Raw genomic sequence first — 17,389 nt, 5'->3', positions numbered from 1 at the left:
ATTTCAGATTCCCCACCGCCGCCCGGTATCCTCTCCGCTTGGAGGATTCGCCTAGAGGCCTAGGGCGCACGCTTGGAAAGCGTGTTGGGGGCAACCCCTCACGAGTTCGAATCTCGTATCCTCCGCCACTTCGGAGGCCCGGTTCGCTGGTTGGCGGCCGGGCTTTTGGCGTTAGAGGAGGTCTCGCCAGAAGGGGACTGTTGCTTCGGGGGTCCACGCGTCGCTGTGGGTGTTGTTGAACTCGCGGTTGATGTAGTCGGGGAGGTTCTCGCCGTAGTAGATGATGTCGGTTTGCCAGATCGAGAGGATCGGGTGGCCGGAGGTGTGTCGGCCGGCGGGTAGGTAGCGGTGGGCGTAGACGGGGACGAGGGTTGGTACGTCGGCCAGGTGGCGGCGGGCTACGGCCAGTGCGGTGGGCGTCTCGGTTGGGCGGTTGTCCCAGGTGGGGTGCCAGAAGTTGTTGTGTTCGACGTCGAACAGGATGCCTTCGATGGGCCAGTTGAGTTGTTGGCGGAGGGTGTCCGGGTCGTCGGTGCGCCATTCGGGCCAGGGCCTGGACCAGGTTTGGCCTTCCGTCGGCGGGTTGTTGATCGGGAGTCCGGCTGCCAGGAAGGCTCGGTGGTCGTCGGCGAACTCGAAGCCGTACATGTCCTCGATCTGTTCGAACTCGGCGTCGGTCAGGCCTGGTTCGAAGTCGTAGAGTCCGTTGTCGGCCAGGCGTTGTGCGGCGGCCGCGCCGAGGCGGGCTCCTTCGAGAGCGGTCACCCGGCTCACGCTAGCGCTGTCAGGGCTCGGCGGAGGAACGTGTCGCGGCGGGTGGTTGCTGTGGGCGAGTAGAGGGTTGTGGGGGTGTTCAGGGCGGCTACGGCGTCCCAGTAGGCGGTGTTGGGGAAGTCTTGGTGCCAGTTGGTCAGGGCTTCGGGGGTGAAGGTTATGGCTATCTGTTTGCGGAGTTCGGAGAGGTCTATTCCGGGGGCGCCTACGCCGGCTGTCTTCCAGTCGATCGGGGTGATGATGGCGTTGGTGGACCAGATGAGGTTGCCGGGCCAGACGTCGCCGTGGAGGAAGACGGTGGGCTCTGGGGGTTGGCCGTGGGCACGGATCAGGTCGTCTGCCTCTTGCAGGAGTGGGGTGGTGGGCATGCGGCCTGTTCGACGGTCCCTGGCGAAGTCGTCCACGGCTATGGGGCGTGGGCGGAACGGGAGGTGTTCCTGCGGGTCCATCTCGATGCTGTGGAGACGGCTCAGGGCATCGCAGGCGGTTTGCATGGTTTCGCGGGTGGCGGCGGGCCAGGTAGTGGTGCCGGGGACGACGGTTTCCAGGGAGGCGGGTATGCCGGCGTAGTCGCCGGACAAGTCCGCGTCGATGAGCCGGGGCGCGGGCAGGTGGTGGCGCTCGGCTACCTGCAAGGCTGTGGCGCCGGTGGCGATCATGGCCGGGCCTACACGAGGGGTTGGTGCGCGCAGTACGACGGATCGGTCGCGGGTGACGAGGCGCCAGGGGCCTTGGTCGTCGTGGAGCGGATGGACTTCGAGAATGCGGCCGATCATGGCGGCGGCCCAGGCGAGTAGGTCTTCCCTCATGGCCGAGGTTACCTCTGGTCAGTGGTCGCCGGGGGTTATTAGGCCGGTTTCGTAGGCGAGGACTACGGCTTGGGTGCGGTCGCGGAGGGTTAGTTTGGCGAAGATTCGGGCGGCGTGGGTTTTGACTGTGGCTTCGCTGAGGGTCAGGGCGGTGGCTATTTCGGCGTTGGAGAGGCCTTGGCCCATGAAGGTCAAGACTTCCAGCTCTCTGGGGGTGAGGGTGGAGAGGTCTCGGTGGAGGGTCGGCTGAGGGGTGGCGAAGCGTTCTACCAGGCGGCGGGTTATGGAGGGGGCCAGTAGGGCGTCTCCGGTGGTGACCAGGCGTACTGCAGCCGCCAGGTGTTCTGGGGTGACGTCTTTCAGGAGGAAGCCGCTGGCGCCGGCTGCCAGGGCCGCGTAGACGTACTGGTCGAGGTCGAAGGTCGTCAGGATCAGGACTCGGCACTCGGTCGGGGTGGCGACTATGCGGCGCGTGGCCTCCAGGCCGTCCATGGTGGGCATGCGGATGTCCATCAGGACGACGTCGGGATGCAGGCGTCGTACGGCGTCGACTGCTTCGGCACCGTCCGCTGCCTCGCCGACCACCTCGATACCGCGGGCGGTGAGGATCATCCGGAAGCCGGTCCGTACCAGGGCCTGGTCGTCGGCGATCACCACGCGAGTCATGGGCGCTCCAGCGGGAGCTTGGCGCGGACGCGGAAGCCTCCGCCGAGGCGGCGCCGGGCGTCGAACTGGCCGCCGTACACGGCTACTCGTTGCTTGAGGCCAAGCAGGCCTCGCCCGTCCCCCTCCGGCGCGGCTGGCCGGCCACCTGTCAGCACACTGGGGCCGCTGTTGAGTACCTCCACGCGTAGGGCGTGCTGCGCGTAGCGAACCGTCACTTCGGCCTTAACACCGTCCCCGTGTCGCAGGGCGTTGGTCAGCGCCTCTTGGATGATGCGGTACGCCGTGACGTCCACGCCGGTCGGAAGCGCGCACGGGTCGCCGGAGATCCGTACGTCGACTGCCAGGCCGGCAAACGCCATACGGTCGATCAGCTCGCTCAAACGCGTCAGGCTCGGCTGTGGGGAGAGTACGTCCCCATCGCCCTTAGGAGCGAGCACTCCAAGGAGGTGCCGCAGCTCAGCCATGGTGTCGCGACCTGCCGCCTCGACTGCGAGCAGGGCTGCCTCTACCTCTTCAAGAGACGTAGCCAGCACCTGCCGGGCCGCGCCGGTCTGGATGACCATCACGCTGACGTTGTGGCTCACGATGTCGTGCAGGTCGTGGGCTATGCGTGCCCGTTCCGCGTCGACAGCGCTCTGGGCGGCTGTCTCGCGTTCACGTTCCAGCAGCCATCCGCGCTCCTCCAGAGCTCGCGTGTGTGCCCGCCGCGCTCGGACGTACGCGTACGCGAGCACAGCCGCGACCACGGTCGGCAGCGCAACGAGGAACCACATCACGAGATCCACTGTCCCAAACGCCACCCAAAGGCCGCATCAACCGCCAGGTGCACGCCGTACATCTCCAGGATGAGAGCCGCCGGACATTCGCCCGGCAGGGTGACGCCAGGGCCAGCCTGACACCCCTAGCGTGAGGAGCATGACGGAGAACGGACAGGCAGTCGTACAGCTCACCGCGGTACGCAAGGAGTACGGCGAATCGGTAGCGCTCGACGGGGTCTCGATGGAGATCAAGGCCGGCGAGGCGGTCGCCGTCATGGGACCGTCCGGCAGCGGCAAGTCCACGCTGCTCAGCATGATCGCCGGACTCGACCGGCCGACGGCCGGATCCGTAGTCGTCCACGGTGACGACCTGGGCACGCTGAACGAGAAGGGGCTCGCGCTGTTCCGGCGCCGGCGGATCGGGATGATCTTCCAGTTCTTCAACCTCTTGGACGACCTGTCCGCTCTCGACAACGTCGCCTTGGCGGCACAGCTCACCGGTACGTCGGCCGCCCCCGCACGGAAGCGTGCGCTCGAGCTGTTCGAGGAGCTGGGCATCACAGGACGCCGTAACACCTACCCGGCGCAGCTGAGCGGTGGTGAACGTCAACGCGTCGCAGTTGCCCGCGCACTGATGAACCGCCCGGCCATCCTGCTCGCCGACGAACCCACGGGCGCGCTCGACTCCCGTGCCGGTGAGCAGGTGATGGACCTGTTGCTGGACCTCAATCAGATCGGCCAGACGCTCCTGCTGGTGACGCACGACCAGCAGCTCGCAACACGCTGCGCGAGCCGGGTCATCGACTTCGTCGACGGGCAGATCGCCGACGAGCGCAGCCTGGAGCGTACGAGGTGAGCGCGGTCTGGCTGGTTGCCCGAGCAGCCGTACGGCGGCGTCGGGTGCAGACCGTGGTCATCGGGGTCGTCGTACTGCTCTCCACAACGATGATCGTGGTCGCGCTCGGCCTGCTGGCTGCGTCGAGCGGTCCGTTCGACCGGGCGTACAGCCAACAGCGAGGCGCGCACCTCGTTGCGACGTACGACCGGAGCAAGGTCAGCGACAGCCAGCTGACAACCAACGCATCAGCTGCTGAAGCCACCGCCGGGCCCTTTGCGCTGACAACGCTCGACCTCGGTATGAACCCCAAGGGCGATTCGGATTCCCTGCTCACAGTGGGCCGCGCGGATCCGAACGGACCGGTCGACCGGCTCAACGTGTGGAAGGGGCGCTGGGCGCAGAAGCCGGGCGAGATCGTGCTCAACCGGAACCCTACCGACCCCGGTGGGCGCGGAGAGACGACACTCGGATCGACCATCCAGGCACCCGGCGGCGAGAGGCTGACCGTTGTCGGGTTCGCGTACAGCGTGAGTCAGTCCGCCGACGCTTGGGTCACCCCTGAGCAGATGCTTTCGCTCAAGCCAACCTCGACGCAGATGCTCTATCGCTTCACCCACGCCGCTACCAACGAGCAGGTGTCTGCAGGGCAGCGCGCGGTAACAGCTGGTCTGCCCTCCGGTGCGCTGGTGGGCACACAGTCCTACCTGGGCTTGCGGGCACTCGTCAGTGGTGAGCCGAACACGTTTGTACCGTTCTTGATGGTGTTCGGCTGGCTAGGGCTCGCTGTGGCTGTACTGATCGTGGCGAACGTGGTCAGTGGTGCCGTGGTGGCCGGCTTCAAGCACATCGGCGTACTGAAGGCTCTTGGGTTCAGCCCCGCCCAGGTGATGGCGGTCTACCTGGCGATGATCTCGATCCCCGCGATCGCCGGGTGTGTGGTCGGCGTCGTACTCGGCAATGTGCTCGCGGAATCCCTGCTGACAAAGGCGTTCGAGAACTACGGAGCGAAGGGCGACACAGTACCGATCTGGGTGGATGTGGCGACGGCGGTCGGTGTTCCGGCGTTGGTCGCACTGGCCGCTCTCCTGCCGTCGTTGCGAGCCAGGAGTCTGTCCGCGGCGCAGGCGATCAGTGCCGGCAGTGCGCCGCGGGCAGGGCGCGGGCTGGGGGCGCAGCGTTGGCTCGGCGGTACTCGGTTGCCGCGGTCGATGAGCCTGGGGCTAGGCCTTCCGTTCGCACGGCCAGGGCGTACGGCGTTGACGCTGGCGGCCGTCGTACTCGGTGTCACGAGCGTGACGCTCGCGGTCGGGCTCGGTAAGTCGCTGACGACGTACCAGACCGCCGCCAGCCGGGTCGATGCCGTTGACCTGTCGATGTTCGCCCCGCAGGCCTTCGGCGGTCCGGCTCCTGCTGGTTCGGGCGCGCCGCCGGCCGCCAAGCTGAGCGATACGGCGGACGAGGCCCTGCTGCGGTCGATTCCCGGAACGGTGTCGGTGACGCCGAGCACCGACCTCGGGATGCGGCTGGCCGGGACGCAGACGGACCTCCGGATGTCGTTCTATCGCGGGAACGTCGAACAGGTGGGCTTCCGGCTCCTCGACGGGCACTGGTTCGACGGCCCCGGGCAGGTGGTGGTGTCCGAGCGGTTCCTGCGCCAGCGCGGACTCGCGATCGGGGACACGATCACGCTGCAGTCGCAGGGCAAGACCGTTCCGGTGCGGATCGTCGGCAAGGCGCTCTACAACTCGGGCGACGAGCTGCTGTCGAACTGGGACACACTGAAGCTGATCGCTCCGACTTTGCGGGCCAATCTGTACGAGATCAACGTCAAGCCTGGTACGAACCTGGACGCCTTCGTCGCGGCCGTGCAGGCAAAGGACCCAGGGCTGATCGAGACGCGCGGACAGGAATCCGGCACCTTCGTCGCAATCGTCATCGCGACCGTAGTACTGCTCACGCTGATGCTCGGGACCGTTGCGGCGCTCGGTGTGTTCAACACCGTCGTACTCAACACCCGTGAACGCCGCCGCGACCTGGGCATGCTGAAGTCGATCGGTATGACGCCGGCGCAGGTCACCGCGATGGTCGTCACGTCGATGACCGCACTGGGCGCGTTCGGAAGTCTGCTGGGGATCCCGCTGGGCATCATCGCCCACCGCCTCGTAGTGCCCGCGATGGCGAACGGCGCCCAGGTCGAACTCCCCGACTTCACGCTCCACGTCTACCCCGTGACCCTCCTCGCCCTACTCGTACTGGCCGGCATCGTGATCGCCGCCGCCGGCGCCTACTTCCCCGCCCGCACCGCAGCCCGCACCACCATCGCCCAAGTCCTCCACAACGAATGACAGTTGCTTGAAGGGCTCGGGTCGGGCTGACTTGGGGGATGGATGAGGTGGTTGCGGGTAATCGGGTGGTCTGGGAGAAGGCCTCTGTCAAGCATGTTCGGGAGTACGACGAGTTGCTCGAGGAGGCTCGTGGGGACGAGTTGCTGGTGCAGCGGGAGCGGGAGTTGTTGGCGGCTGTGTTGGCGGACGCTCCGCTTGTGGTGCATCTGCAGAGTGGGCATGGGCTGGACGACGTCGGGTTGGTGAAGGCCGGTGCGCGGCGGGTTGTCAGCGTGGACTACAGCTCGGTAGCGGCCGGGGCGGCGCAGCGGCGGGCTCGGGACGTGGGCGTGGACTGCCGGTACGTCGTGGCGGAAGTGCCCGGCGTACCGGTCAAGGACGCTGCGGCGGATCTCGTGTACACGGGCAAGGGTGCGCTGATCTGGATGCGGGACATCGACGCCTGGGCTCGGGACGTGGCGAGAGTGGTACGGCCGGGTGGGCATCTGTTCGTGTACGAGGCCCACCCGGCCGTACCGCTGTGGACATGGGACACGGACGAGCCCCGGATCCGCCCGGACCGGAGCTACTTCGCCGAGTCCCACATCAACGACACGTTCCCGGCCAACGGCGCGCAGGAGTGGCAGTGGACGCTCGGCCAGATCGTCACGGCGATCACCACGGCCGGCTTACACCTCAAGGTCCTCGAGGAGTATGCCGAGCCGTTCTGGCGACCGCAGGACGACACCCGGGCCGCCGCCTGGGAAGGCCGTCTACCCAACTCCTACGCACTGCTGGCTCAGAAACCCTTATAGATAAGGCAGTAGCGCTGCCTCCTCACGGTCCAGGTGGACGTTGAGCTGAGCGATCACCTCGTCCACCTGCTCAAGTGAGATCTCTTGTTTCAGTTGGTCCAGCAGTACGGCGATCTGGTCGTGCTCCTGCTGCAGTACGGCGACTACGTCGGTAAGCTCCGGGTGCTGCTCGACCAGTCCAGGGAAGAGCATCGTCGACTCGCCGGTGTGGTGGTAGTGCAGGCCCTGGCAGAGCGTGAGGCAGTTGATGCGGAGCTGAGCGCCCAGCCCCGGGCCTCCGTCCGACGCGACGATCTCGTGCCGGATCAGCGCCAGCTCCCGCCGGAACGCCGCATGGATGTTCTTCAGTGCCTCGGCGAACGAGCCGCTCTGCCCGCCGGGTGGTCCGCCCGGGACCAGCGCGACGACCGGGATCGTACGGGTCACGCCGGCCTGGTACTTGCCCCACCCGGCGTCGGCCTCCACCAGCCGGGCGAAGACCTCGTCGCGCTCGGCGCCCCGCAGTACGGCGGCCGTTGCCGGGTAGCTGAACAGGCCGGTGTCGACGCTGACCCGGGGATCGGCGAGCAGGTTGTGGTACCAGGCGGGGTGTTTCGGGCTGCCGCCGGCCGAGCCGACGACGAGGACGCGGTCGCCGTCCGGGTAGTAGCCGAGGATCGCCGTCCGCGGTTGACCGGTACGTGCGCCGGTGGTTGTCAGGAGCAACAACCTGGAGTTCTCGAACGGCCCGCCGACCTGGCCGGCGTTCGCCTTGAACTCCTCGATGAGTCGTGCAGTGAAATCGTTCAGGATTCGCTTCTCTCTCTGATGTGGTGGAAAGGAACAGACATCAGAGAGAGCGGGCGGCGCCCGCGCGGCGCTCAGAACGCAGCCGGGGACCCAACTCGGTAATGGCTCGAAGCCGACCCGGCAGTCACGTCGGCGATAGTACCCGAGTGCGACCCATATCCACAGTCACGTCCCGCTGATTCGCCTACCGAACGTCGCCGTTTGCGTGCGATACGTCGTGCAGCGGGATATTGGCCGAAAAATCCCCACAAATTCTGTAACGAGTGGCACACGCCGCCGATAAGACGGGTGAGCGACCCGCGGGGGGCCGAGGGGAAGCTCCGGTGCTTCTTCGGGACCACCGTGTGTGGGGGGCCTCGCAGGTGCTCACCCGGGGCGGGGTGAGCACCTGTTAGAGGAAGAGCCGTCAGCTCACGGCCTTCAGCGCATCCACCTCTCCCGAGCCGTACCAGCTGTTGTGCGCGCTGCCGCCCTGGCAGCTTTGGGGCTGGCCGCTGTTCTGCGGGAACGGCGCGTACGCCGACACGTCGGCCGGGCAGCTCAGCGCGTTCGTCGAGCCTTGCAAGGCCGCCGCGACCTGTCCGGACGTCATGGAGCCGTGTGCGCTGAGCAGCAGCGCGGCGACTCCCACGGCGTGCGGCGACGCCATCGACGTGCCCTGCAGGTAGCAGTACTTCGCGCCGTTCTCCACCACGAGCCGCAGGCAGCCTCCGGCGGTGCTGGAGTACGTCGACAGCACCCGGCCGTTGGGCGCCTCCGGCGTGACCTGCAGGACCGAGTCGCCACCAGGTGCGGCGACATCAGCGGTCGAGATCCCGTACGACGAGTAGAACGACTTCATCCGCTTGTTGCCTGTCGCCGTCACGCCGACGACACCGGGCACCTCGACCGGCACCACGGCACAGGCGTTGGTGACGCTGCGTTCGACCGTGGAGTTCGGCGGGAAGTCCGGGCTGATGATGTCGGTCGTCGGGTGCGACAGGTCCGTGCTGTCGTTGCCCTCAGCAGAGACCACGAGGACACCGTTGTGCTGGGCGTACCCGATGGCACGGCGTTCGGCGTTCCAGATCGCCCGCTGGCCGGCGTCGTTGCGGCAGTTGAACAGCCACGGATCGGCGAAGTAGCTGTTGTTGGTCACGTCGACGCCATGGGTCGCGGCCCACATGAACGAGCAGATCACCATCTCCGGGAAGAAGAATCCGTCGTCGTTGCTGGACTTGATTCCCGCGATCCGGACGTTCGGTGCCACACCGACGATGCCGGTACCGTTGGCCGCGGCCGCGATGGTACCCGCGGTGTGGGTCCCGTGACCGTTCTTGTCGTTGCCCACAGCAAGGGCTTGCGGCGACCCGCCGGAACAGTCGGCGCTGTTGGCCGCGTCGTAGTTGGGCGCCAGGTCGGGATGCGTGAAGTCCAGGCCGGTGTCGATGTCACCGACCAGCACCGACTTACTGCCGGCGTTGATCGCATGGGCCTGCGGGACGTTGATCTGGCGCATGTCCCACTGCAACCCGGACAACGAGTCACCCCAGCTCGCGAGCGAGGTCGCGACCGAGCCATCGCTCGACGCGACGTCCGGGGACTTGACGCCGAACCCACCGGTCGCGACTGCTGAGTCGACGCCGTCCGACCGGTTCATGGCTGCTGCGAACCCGGTCTGTGACGACCGGGCGACGACAACGCCGATCTCGCCGTAGTTGGCGACCAGGGTGCCGCCGGCGGCGGCAACGGCTTGTTCTGCGCCTGCGCTCTTCGCTCCGGCTTTGTAGACGACGACGTACGTCGACTGCGATCCGGTGTCGGCTGATGCCGATGGCAACGCTGTCAGGCTACCGGCGGCAACCAGCAAGGCACTGCCGGCAACGAAACCCCTTCTGTGCAAGACGTGACGGCTCACGGTCCCTCCCCTTGAATCGATCCACAGATCTCCGTGTGCCGCGGGCACGACCCAAGAAGCCGCGCCCGGCGGTGGCGGGATCATGTGCCCGTTGCCACCCATGACGCAAGGGCTCACCCCAGGCGGGATGAGCCCTTGCCGTGGGAATCAGCCCTTGATGCCTACGTTCGCCATGCCTTCGACGAAGCGCTTCTGGGCGAACACGAAGAGCACGATCATCGGCAACGTCGCCAGGGCGGTGCCGGCCATCAGGTACGGCCATTGGATCTCGGCCGGGTTCTGGGAGAAGATCGCCAGCCCCAGCTGGAGCGGGCGCATCTCGTCCGACGTGGTGATCATCAGCGGCCAGAGGAACCCGTTCCACGCCGCTTCGATCTGGAAGACGGCGATCGTGATCAGGGCCGGCTTGATCAGTGGCGTCATGATCCGCCAGAAGATGCCGAACTCACCCAGCCCGTCGACCCGGGCGGCCTGCGCCAGCTGGTCGGGCAGCGAGACGTAGAACTGCCGCGCGAGGAACGTGAACAGCGGAGCCGCACCGAGCGGGATGATCAGGCCCCACCACGAGTTCAGCCAGCCGATCCCGCCCTGGCCGAGGATGTTGTTGCCGCCGAACAACGGGATCGACTTCACGATCAGGAACAGCGGTACGAGGATGATCTGGAACGGCACCAGCAGCAGCACGATGAAGTAGTTCAGCAGCACCTTGCCGCCACGGATGGGCAGTTTCGCCAGCGCGTAGCCGGCCGTCGTACAGACCGCCAACGTGAACGCCGTCTCGCCGACCGCGATGAACAGGCTGTTCCGGAAGTATCGCAGGAACGGCGCGGTCTGCATCGCGTCGACGAAGTTCCGCCAGCGCAGCTCCTGCGGCAGCCAGTTGAACTTCGCGATCTCGAGGTTGCTCTTGAACGCGGTCAGCAGCATCCACACGAACGGCACGATCATCAGCAGCGCGCCGACGGTGAGTACGACGTACAGCACGATCCGGCCGGCCCGGAAGGCCGACGGCTTCGCCGCAGCGGCGGCCGGCAACGAAACGCTAGTCATTGGTATCCGCCCTCTGGAGCAGGCGTCCGGCGGCGATGAAGATCGCGATCACGATCATCATGATCACCGTCTCGGCGGACGCGTAGCCGAGTTTCAGGTTCTGGAAGGCGTTCTGGTAGATGTCCATCACCAGCACCCGGGTCGACGAACCCGGGCCGCCCTGCGTCATCACGTACACCAGGTCGAACACCTGGAAGGTGCCGACGATCGACGTGATCAGTACGAAGAACTGCACCGGCCCGATCGCCGGCCAGGTGACGTTGGCGAACCGCTGCCAGCGGCCGGCGCCGTCGAGCTGCGCCGACTCGACCAGGTCGCGGGACACCCCCTGCAGCGCGGCCAGGTAGATGATGATCTTGGTACCGAGGCCCTGCCAGATCCCGACCACCATCAGCGACGGCAGTGCGGTGCCCGGGTCGGCCAGCCACCGGTTCGGCGCGAACCCGAACAGGCTGAGGAACCCGTTCGCCAGGCCGGAGCCCGGGTTGTAGATCCACAGCCAGATCGTGGCCACCGCGACGGTCGCGGTCACGGTCGGAATGTAGAACGCGGTCCGGAAGAAGCCGAGGCCGCGGATCTTCTGGCTCAGGCCGATCGCGACCGCCAGCGAGATCGCCATCGAGATCGGGATCACCACGATCGCGTACAGCACGGTGTGCCACAGCGACGCCCCGAAGTTGGGGTCGCGGAACAGGTCGGCGTAGTTGCCGAACCCGACCCACTCGAAGGAGTCGCCGAAGCTGTAGTCGGTCAGGCTGAGGACCAGTACGGCGATCACCGGGATCACGATGAAGATGCCGGAGTGCAGCAGCGCCGGCGCGAGCAGCGCCCAGCCGGCCCGGACCTGATTGCGGACCAGCGCGCGGCTGTCCTTGGACGACGACACCTTGCCGGGCGTCGCGAGTGCGGGACGTTCAAGAGTTGTGCTCATCTGGACTGTCCTGCCAGGTTGTGCAGCACCTTGGCGGGATCCTTCTCGCCAAGGACCGCCTGGGTGAGCTGGATGTCGAAGTTGCCGCGCATCTCGAGCCAGTTGCCCGGCACTTCGTTCTCGTTGACCGCGTACACCAGACCGTCCGCGACGAACTGGCTGAGCGGGTTCGACTTGGCCTGCGGCGAGTTGCTGGCGTCCTTGTAGGCCGGGATCTTCTTGTTCAGCTTCGCGATCCGGTCCAGGCTGGACGGTTTCGTCAGCGACTGGATGAACGCCCAGGCCGCGTCCTTGTGCCGGCTGCGGGACCCGATCGAGGCCAGGTCGCCACCGACGTACTCGATCTCCTTGCCGCTGTTGAAGCGGAAGAACTTCAGGTCGTCGCAGTTCTTCTGGCCGATGCCGTCGGCGGAGCAGTCCACGCCGCCGTTGACGATCCCCATCGCGGCCTCACCAGTGAGCACGAGGGGCTGCTGCGCGGCGTTCGTCTGGCCGTACGGCTGGACGTTGTTGATCATCGACTTGATCCAGAGCAGCGTGTCGAGGCCTGCCTTGTTGTCGAAGTTCGGTTCGCCCTTGACGTAGAGCGGCGTACCGGTCGAGGCCAGGAAGGTGGTGAACGACTGCCGGAAGCCGGTCGCCGACGCGAGGTCGAAGCCGCTCCGGGTGATGTTCCCGTTCTTGTCCCGCTTGGTCAGCTTCTCCGCGTCGGCCTTGATCTCGGCCAACGACGTCGGCGGCTTGTTCGGGTCGAGGCCGGCCTCGATGAACGCGCTCTTGCGGAGCGCGACGGCGCGGGCGTCGGCGACCAGCGGGTACGCGTACAGCTTGCCGTCGTACGTCACCGCCGGGATCAGCGCCGGCGTGCTCTTCTGCTTGATGACGTCGGGCGTCACGCCGTACGTGCCGAGGTCCTCGAAGATCCGCTTGGACGCGAACGGCTGCACCCAGCCGACACCGGTGACCATCACGTCGTACGGGATACCGGCCGCGATCGAGGTGGACATCTTCTCGTTCAGGTTCTTGTACGTCGCGAAGTCCGGCTCGACCTTCATCTTCGGATAGGTCTGGTGGAAGTCGTCGACGACCTTCTGGAACGCGTCGCGCCCCTTCGTACTGGGCGGGAACGACGGGATCAGTACCCGCAACGTCCCGGTCGCCTCGGCCGGCGGCACACCGTCCGTGCTCTTGTCGATCACCCCGTTGCCACAACTACTGACCGCGACGCTGAGCGCGGCGGCCAGCAGTGTCAGTCCCACTCCACGTCTCACCGGGCAACTCCTTCGCTGATGTTCTTCAGCTGGGCCCTATCGCGGCCCCAAGTGCAGCGAAAGTATGGGAAAGGGCTTTCCCCGTCAATACCTCGGCGCTCGAATGATCACATTCGATCAAGAGCGGAACACGGAGAGGTTCTGTTCCGCCGGCGCGGCCCCGCAGGAACTGCGGATGTTGAGCGTGGGGAGGAGGCTCAGGTGCTGGACGGGCGAGTCCGGCGACTGGATCTTGCGGAGCAGGAGGTCGCACGCGGTTTCCCCGAGCGCTCTGCGCGGCGGGCAGACGGCAGTCAGGGGTACGACGGCCAGCGAGGCGGTGACGTCGTTGTACGCGATCACCGCGAGGTCCTCGGGAACGCGCAGGCCGAGATCCATCGCGCGTTCGACCAGGCCGGCGCCGTGTTCGTCGGAGTGCACCAGGACGGCGCGGCTGCCGAACGACTCGCACTCGGCCAGGAACGCGTCCAGCTGGGCGGCCGCGCCCGGGTCGTCGCCGCGGGCCGGCAGGTCGACCGGCGACAGGAACACCTCGACGCCGAGCGTCTTCGCGGCCGCCTCGATCCCGAGCCGGAGCCAGTACGCGGTGACCGTGGCCTGCAGGTTGATCGCGATCCGCCGGTGGCCGAGTGCGGCGAAGTGCCGCAGCGCCAGCATCGCGCCGTACGCGTGGTCGGTCCGGACGTGGTCGTACTCGCGGCGCACCTGCGGGAACCCGAACGCGCGCTCCATCAGCACCACCGGTACGTCGATGTCGTCCAGCCGGGTGTCCATCCGGTCCGCGCCGGCGTCACCGAGCGCGGTGCTGAGCAGCAGCCCGGCGACCCCGATCCCGAGCACCTTGTCGAGCCGCTCACGCTCGGTGGCCACGTCGTACGACGAGACGCCGAGCACCAGGCGGGCGCCGTACCGGTCGGCCATCGCCTCGGCGCCGCGGATCACGTCGGAGTAGTACGAGGTCGCGCTCGGCACCACGATGCCGATCGTCAGCCGGCTGCCGGAGCCTGCCTGGTCGGCAGTGGCGGTCCCGATCGCGCCGCCGTGGACCCGGCGGAGCAGGCCGGCCGAGTCCAGTTCGGCCAGGTCCCGGCGTACTGTGATCGCGGAGACGCCCAGCTCGGCGACCAGATCGGCCACCCGGAGCCGGCCGTGGCGTCGCAGGCTGCGCAGGATCAGCTCGTGGCGCTCCTGTGCAAGCATGCAGTCCCCTGATCTGATCGTGATTGTTCGTGATCATACGATCAGGACCCGCCCGTACGGAACGAGGAGACGATCGGTGCAGAAGGCCAACCGGACGAACACCGTGCTGGGGAAGCTGGCGGTCGTCGGCGACCTGCTGATGCTGCAGCTCGCGTTCCTGGTGATCAGCCTCGGCATCCTGACCCTCTTCCCGGCCGCGTTCGCGCTGCAGCGAGTGGTACCGGACGCGATCAGCCAGGAGAGGCCGCAGCTGATGCGGCGGTTCCTTGGCGAGTTCCGGCAGGCGCTGAAGCAGTACTGGCTGCCCGGGTTCGGTCTGTGGACCGGCGGGCTGATGCTCGCGTTCGGCATCTCCTTCTGGGCGTACGCCTCCGGGCCGGTACGGATCTTCGCGCTCGCGATCCTGATCCCGCTCACCGGCATGATCCTGGGGCTCTACCTGAGCGGTCTGGCGATCCTCCCGCAGGCGTCGCCCACCGCGACGATGAAGGAGCTGTTCCGCTCCGCCAACCTGTTCCTGCTCCGCCGGCCGCTGCCCGTGGCCTGCGGTGTCGTCGTACTGCTCACCTGGTTCGCTCTGGCGTCGCAGGTGCCGACACTGCTCGTCGTGGGGAGTGGTCTGGTGCCGGCGCTCACGGCGTACACACTCTCTCGACCCCGTCGCGAAAAAACTTCTGAGGACGTGTCAATCTGAGCTCTCCCAGTTCGACGTAGAGGTGTAAGGCCACTACGACGAACTCAAGGAGAACCGGAATGTACGCGACGACCGACACCCTGGCGACGACGCCGGCCGCGCTGGGCGGCCGCTCGCGCTGGCTGGCCCTCTACACACTCTGCGCGGGCATGCTGATGATCGTGCTCGACGTGACCGTGGTGAACGTGGCCCTGCCGGCCATCCAGGACGACCTGGGCTTCACGAGCTCCTCACTCGCATGGGTGGTGAACGGGTACCTGATCGCGTTCGGCGGCCTCCTGCTGCTGGCCGGCCGCCTCGGTGACCTGCTGGGCCGGCGGAACGTCTTCACGACCGGACTGATCGTCTTCACCGCCGCCTCTGTGCTCTGCGGCCTGGCACGCTCGCAGGAGGTGCTGGTCATCGCACGCTTCATCCAGGGTGTTGGTGGCGCGCTGACCTCCTCCGTGATCCTGGGCATGATCGTGACGTTGTTCCCGGAGCCGCGGGAGCAGGCGAAGGCGATCGGGATGTTCGCGTTCGTCGCCTCCGCGGGCGGATCGATCGGTCTGCTGGCCGGCGGCGTACTGACGCAGGCGATCAGCTGGCACTGGATCTTCTTCGTGAACCTGCCGATCGGCGCGCTGACGACCGTACTGGCGCTCAAGTTGATCGAGAAGGACAAGGGCCTCGGGCTGGGTCGCGGCACCGACGTACCCGGTGCTGTCTTCATCACCGCTTCGCTGATGGTCGGCGTGTTCACGATCGTCAAGCCGGCCGCCGAGCTGGGCTGGACCGCGCCGCGGACGCTGGTGCTGGGCGGGGTGACGCTGGTGCTGCTGGCCGCGTTCATCGTCCGCGAGGCGACCGCCGCGAACCCGCTGGTGCCGCTGCGGATCTTCCGCTCCCGCACGCTGACCGGTGCGAACCTGATCCAGGCGCTGTCGAGCTCCGGGATGTTCGGCATCTTCTTCCTCGGCTCGCTCTACCTGCAGCGGGTTCTGGGGTACGACGCTCTGGAGATCGGGCTGGCGTTCCTGCCGACCACCGTGGTGATGGGGCTGCTGTCGGTGAAGTACTCCGAGAAGCTGGTGATGCGGTTCGGACCGCGCCGTCCGCTGATCGTCGGGCTGTCGCTGATCGTCGTCGGACTGGCCCTGTTCACGCAGGCTCCCGTTGGCGGCAACTACTTCGTCCACGTACTGCCGGTGCTGGTGCTGCTGGGTCTGGGTGGCGGGGTCTGCTTCCCGGCGCTGATGGGCCTGTCGATGGCGGACGTGAAGCCCGAAGACGCCGGCCTGGCCTCCGGCCTGATCGGCACCATGGGCGAGGTAGGCGCCGCCCTGGGCCTGGCCGTCCTGGCAACCCTGTCGGCCACCCGCACCGCCGCCGTGTCCTCCACCAAGCCCACCCTGAACGCCCTGACCGACGGCTACCACCTCTCCTTCGCCATCGCCGCCCTCATCGTGGCCGCCGCCGTAGCCATCGCCGTCACCGTCATGCGCCCCGCAAAGCAGGCCTCCTCCGTAGAGCATGAAGAGGACCTGCTGCTCGAAGCCGCCTGAGTCACCCAACTCCCCGCAACCGCGTCTCAGGGTTGCGGGGAGTTCCCTTGCCCACGGCTGTACCACTTCCACCAGGCGAGCCCGCGACGGCGAGCTCCGATGGTGAGGAGGACGATCGCTGCCAGTACGAACGTCGAGCCGCCGGTGAGCAGCCAGGTGAAGACGCGGGGCGTTTCCCTGTCTGCGGTCCACAGCTGTGCGTCGGCGACCGCCAGCACGACGGACGGATCAGTGCGCCTGTACGCCAACTGCAACGGCATCGCGTACCGGGTCCCTGGCGCCGGCGATTGCACACCCTCGGGCATGCCTTGCCGGTCGTCCTCCTGGTTGTCGAGGACCGAGTGGACGAGCTGACCACCATCGGCCACGAAGTCGACCCGCACCTCGTCGATGAACGGGCTCCCCTTGCCCGGTACGACGTCGACCTGCACCGACGTTGCGGTGGTCCGTACGCCAGAGTCGAGCAGCTCGCGGCCAAGGCTCTCGCGGGACGTGAACTCGGCTAGACCAAGCACCCCGACGAGCGTCAGTACGAGCGCCGGCACCCCCAACCAGGTCGGCCCCCGCCCCGGCCAGTCGACGTTTCCGCTCATTCTCTGGCGCGGGTGCGTGCGCGTTGACGGACGGCGGAGAAGACGGCTAGTACGGTCGCCGCCGGCAGGGCGATGTACAGGCTGGTGGCGCGGCTCGTGAACTCGGTGAGGAGGACGAAGAGCGCGCAGAGCATGAACAAGAACACGAACGCGGTGCCCAGTATCAGGTGTTTCTCCAGCGCTGCGAGGCGGGCGCGGTATGCCTTTGGCGCGATACCGGACGGCAAGAACACCACCGTGGCGAACACGGCCATGACGATGTCTTCGAGGCGGCGGCTGTCGACCGCCTGTGCGATGAGAGCGATCGGCGCGACCAGACAGAAGACCCGCACCACCCCGGACGGCGGGCCGGTGCGCTCGGCGTACTGCTTCAACTGCCCCATGTGGTTCCTCCCCGGAAGGATGATCGCATGGGTTGTCCACAGGCCGGGGTGGG

17 protein-coding genes and 1 tRNA gene are annotated in these 17,389 nt (G+C 67.1%); 6 read left to right on the top strand and 12 right to left on the bottom strand.

Annotated elements, in window-relative coordinates:
- Positions 1–40 precede the first annotated feature (40 nt).
- Positions 41–128: transfer RNA gene (locus ACZ5BU_RS27500), tRNA-Ser, on the top strand.
- A 43-nt stretch (positions 129–171) separates the two neighbouring features.
- Here ACZ5BU_RS27500 and ACZ5BU_RS27495 read toward each other — a convergent pair.
- The 4 genes from ACZ5BU_RS27495 to ACZ5BU_RS27480 are packed head-to-tail and all read right to left on the bottom strand — an operon-like array spanning position 172 to position 3,022.
- Positions 172–765 (bottom strand): hypothetical protein, encoded by a 594-nt coding sequence (locus ACZ5BU_RS27495; RefSeq protein ID WP_465703313.1) that lies wholly within the window; start codon positions 763–765, stop codon positions 172–174.
- A gap of 5 nt (positions 766–770) precedes the next feature.
- Positions 771–1,583: an aminoglycoside phosphotransferase family protein gene (locus ACZ5BU_RS27490; protein ID WP_465703312.1), complete on the bottom strand. Its 813-nt coding sequence runs from the start codon at positions 1,581–1,583 to the stop codon at positions 771–773.
- 18 nt (positions 1,584–1,601) lie between these two features.
- Complete coding sequence (locus ACZ5BU_RS27485) at positions 1,602–2,249, bottom strand: response regulator (protein ID WP_465703311.1); 648 nt, start codon at positions 2,247–2,249, stop codon at positions 1,602–1,604.
- Complete coding sequence (locus ACZ5BU_RS27480) at positions 2,246–3,022, bottom strand: sensor histidine kinase (protein ID WP_465703310.1); 777 nt, start codon at positions 3,020–3,022, stop codon at positions 2,246–2,248. The genes ACZ5BU_RS27485 and ACZ5BU_RS27480 overlap by 4 nt, the downstream gene beginning before the upstream one ends.
- Positions 3,023–3,164: 142 nt before the next feature.
- On the opposite strand from ACZ5BU_RS27480, the gene ACZ5BU_RS27475 reads away from it, so the two are divergent.
- From ACZ5BU_RS27475 to ACZ5BU_RS27465, 3 genes are read left to right on the top strand one after another with little or no spacing between them, the layout of a single operon-like run.
- Positions 3,165–3,863 carry an ABC transporter ATP-binding protein gene (locus ACZ5BU_RS27475; protein WP_465703309.1) on the top strand — a complete coding sequence of 233 codons (699 nt, stop codon included), beginning with the start codon at positions 3,165–3,167 and terminating at the stop codon, positions 3,861–3,863.
- Positions 3,860–6,190 carry an FtsX-like permease family protein gene (locus tag ACZ5BU_RS27470; protein WP_465703308.1) on the top strand — a complete coding sequence of 777 codons (2,331 nt, stop codon included), beginning with the start codon at positions 3,860–3,862 and terminating at the stop codon, positions 6,188–6,190. Before ACZ5BU_RS27475 ends, ACZ5BU_RS27470 begins: the two co-directional genes overlap by 4 nt.
- Positions 6,191–6,228: 38 nt before the next feature.
- Positions 6,229–6,984 (top strand): class I SAM-dependent methyltransferase, encoded by a 756-nt coding sequence (locus tag ACZ5BU_RS27465; RefSeq protein ID WP_465703307.1) that lies wholly within the window; start codon positions 6,229–6,231, stop codon positions 6,982–6,984.
- Here ACZ5BU_RS27465 and ACZ5BU_RS27460 read toward each other — a convergent pair.
- From ACZ5BU_RS27460 to ACZ5BU_RS27435, 6 genes are all read right to left on the bottom strand, one after another.
- Positions 6,979–7,692, bottom strand: a complete 714-nt coding sequence (locus ACZ5BU_RS27460) for a nitroreductase/quinone reductase family protein (RefSeq protein ID WP_465703306.1) — start codon at positions 7,690–7,692, stop codon at positions 6,979–6,981. The two genes, ACZ5BU_RS27465 and ACZ5BU_RS27460, sit on opposite strands and share 6 nt — an antisense overlap.
- 487 nt (positions 7,693–8,179) lie before the next feature.
- Positions 8,180–9,592, bottom strand: coding sequence for a S8 family peptidase (locus ACZ5BU_RS27455; RefSeq protein WP_465703305.1), 1,413 nt, complete (start codon positions 9,590–9,592; stop codon positions 8,180–8,182).
- A gap of 225 nt (positions 9,593–9,817) precedes the next feature.
- A complete protein-coding gene (locus ACZ5BU_RS27450) occupies positions 9,818–10,720 on the bottom strand; it encodes a carbohydrate ABC transporter permease (RefSeq protein WP_465703304.1) in 903 nt (300 codons plus the stop codon).
- Positions 10,713–11,651 (bottom strand): carbohydrate ABC transporter permease, encoded by a 939-nt coding sequence (locus ACZ5BU_RS27445; protein WP_465703303.1) that lies wholly within the window; start codon positions 11,649–11,651, stop codon positions 10,713–10,715. Before ACZ5BU_RS27445 ends, ACZ5BU_RS27450 begins: the two co-directional genes overlap by 8 nt.
- On the bottom strand, positions 11,648–12,922 hold the full coding sequence (locus ACZ5BU_RS27440; protein ID WP_465703302.1) for an extracellular solute-binding protein: 1,275 nt from the start codon (positions 12,920–12,922) through the stop codon (positions 11,648–11,650). The genes ACZ5BU_RS27445 and ACZ5BU_RS27440 overlap by 4 nt, the downstream gene beginning before the upstream one ends.
- Before the next feature lie 117 nt (positions 12,923–13,039).
- The gene (locus ACZ5BU_RS27435; protein WP_465703301.1) at positions 13,040–14,122 is read right to left on the bottom strand and encodes a LacI family DNA-binding transcriptional regulator; all 1,083 of its coding nucleotides are present in this window, start codon (positions 14,120–14,122) and stop codon (positions 13,040–13,042) included.
- Between the two features lie 76 nt (positions 14,123–14,198).
- Here ACZ5BU_RS27435 and ACZ5BU_RS27430 point away from each other — a divergent pair, with 76 nt between their 5' ends.
- Both ACZ5BU_RS27430 and ACZ5BU_RS27425 read left to right on the top strand, forming a co-directional pair.
- A complete protein-coding gene (locus ACZ5BU_RS27430) occupies positions 14,199–14,816 on the top strand; it encodes a DUF624 domain-containing protein (RefSeq protein WP_465703300.1) in 618 nt (205 codons plus the stop codon).
- A gap of 59 nt (positions 14,817–14,875) precedes the next feature.
- Positions 14,876–16,360, top strand: coding sequence for a DHA2 family efflux MFS transporter permease subunit (locus ACZ5BU_RS27425; protein WP_465703299.1), 1,485 nt, complete (start codon positions 14,876–14,878; stop codon positions 16,358–16,360).
- A gap of 26 nt (positions 16,361–16,386) precedes the next feature.
- Here the strand turns inward: ACZ5BU_RS27425 and ACZ5BU_RS27420 are convergent, their stop codons facing one another.
- Both ACZ5BU_RS27420 and ACZ5BU_RS27415 read right to left on the bottom strand, forming a co-directional pair.
- Positions 16,387–16,953: a hypothetical protein gene (locus ACZ5BU_RS27420; RefSeq protein WP_465703298.1), complete on the bottom strand. Its 567-nt coding sequence runs from the start codon at positions 16,951–16,953 to the stop codon at positions 16,387–16,389.
- Positions 16,950–17,336: a hypothetical protein gene (locus ACZ5BU_RS27415; RefSeq protein WP_465703297.1), complete on the bottom strand. Its 387-nt coding sequence runs from the start codon at positions 17,334–17,336 to the stop codon at positions 16,950–16,952. The genes ACZ5BU_RS27420 and ACZ5BU_RS27415 overlap by 4 nt, the downstream gene beginning before the upstream one ends.
- Between the last annotated feature and the right edge of the window lie 53 nt (positions 17,337–17,389).

Source organism: Kribbella sp. NPDC031520 (assembly GCF_055580825.1).
Note: the sequence above shows the minus strand (reverse complement) of the source record. Positions and strands in the feature narration are given on the sequence as shown.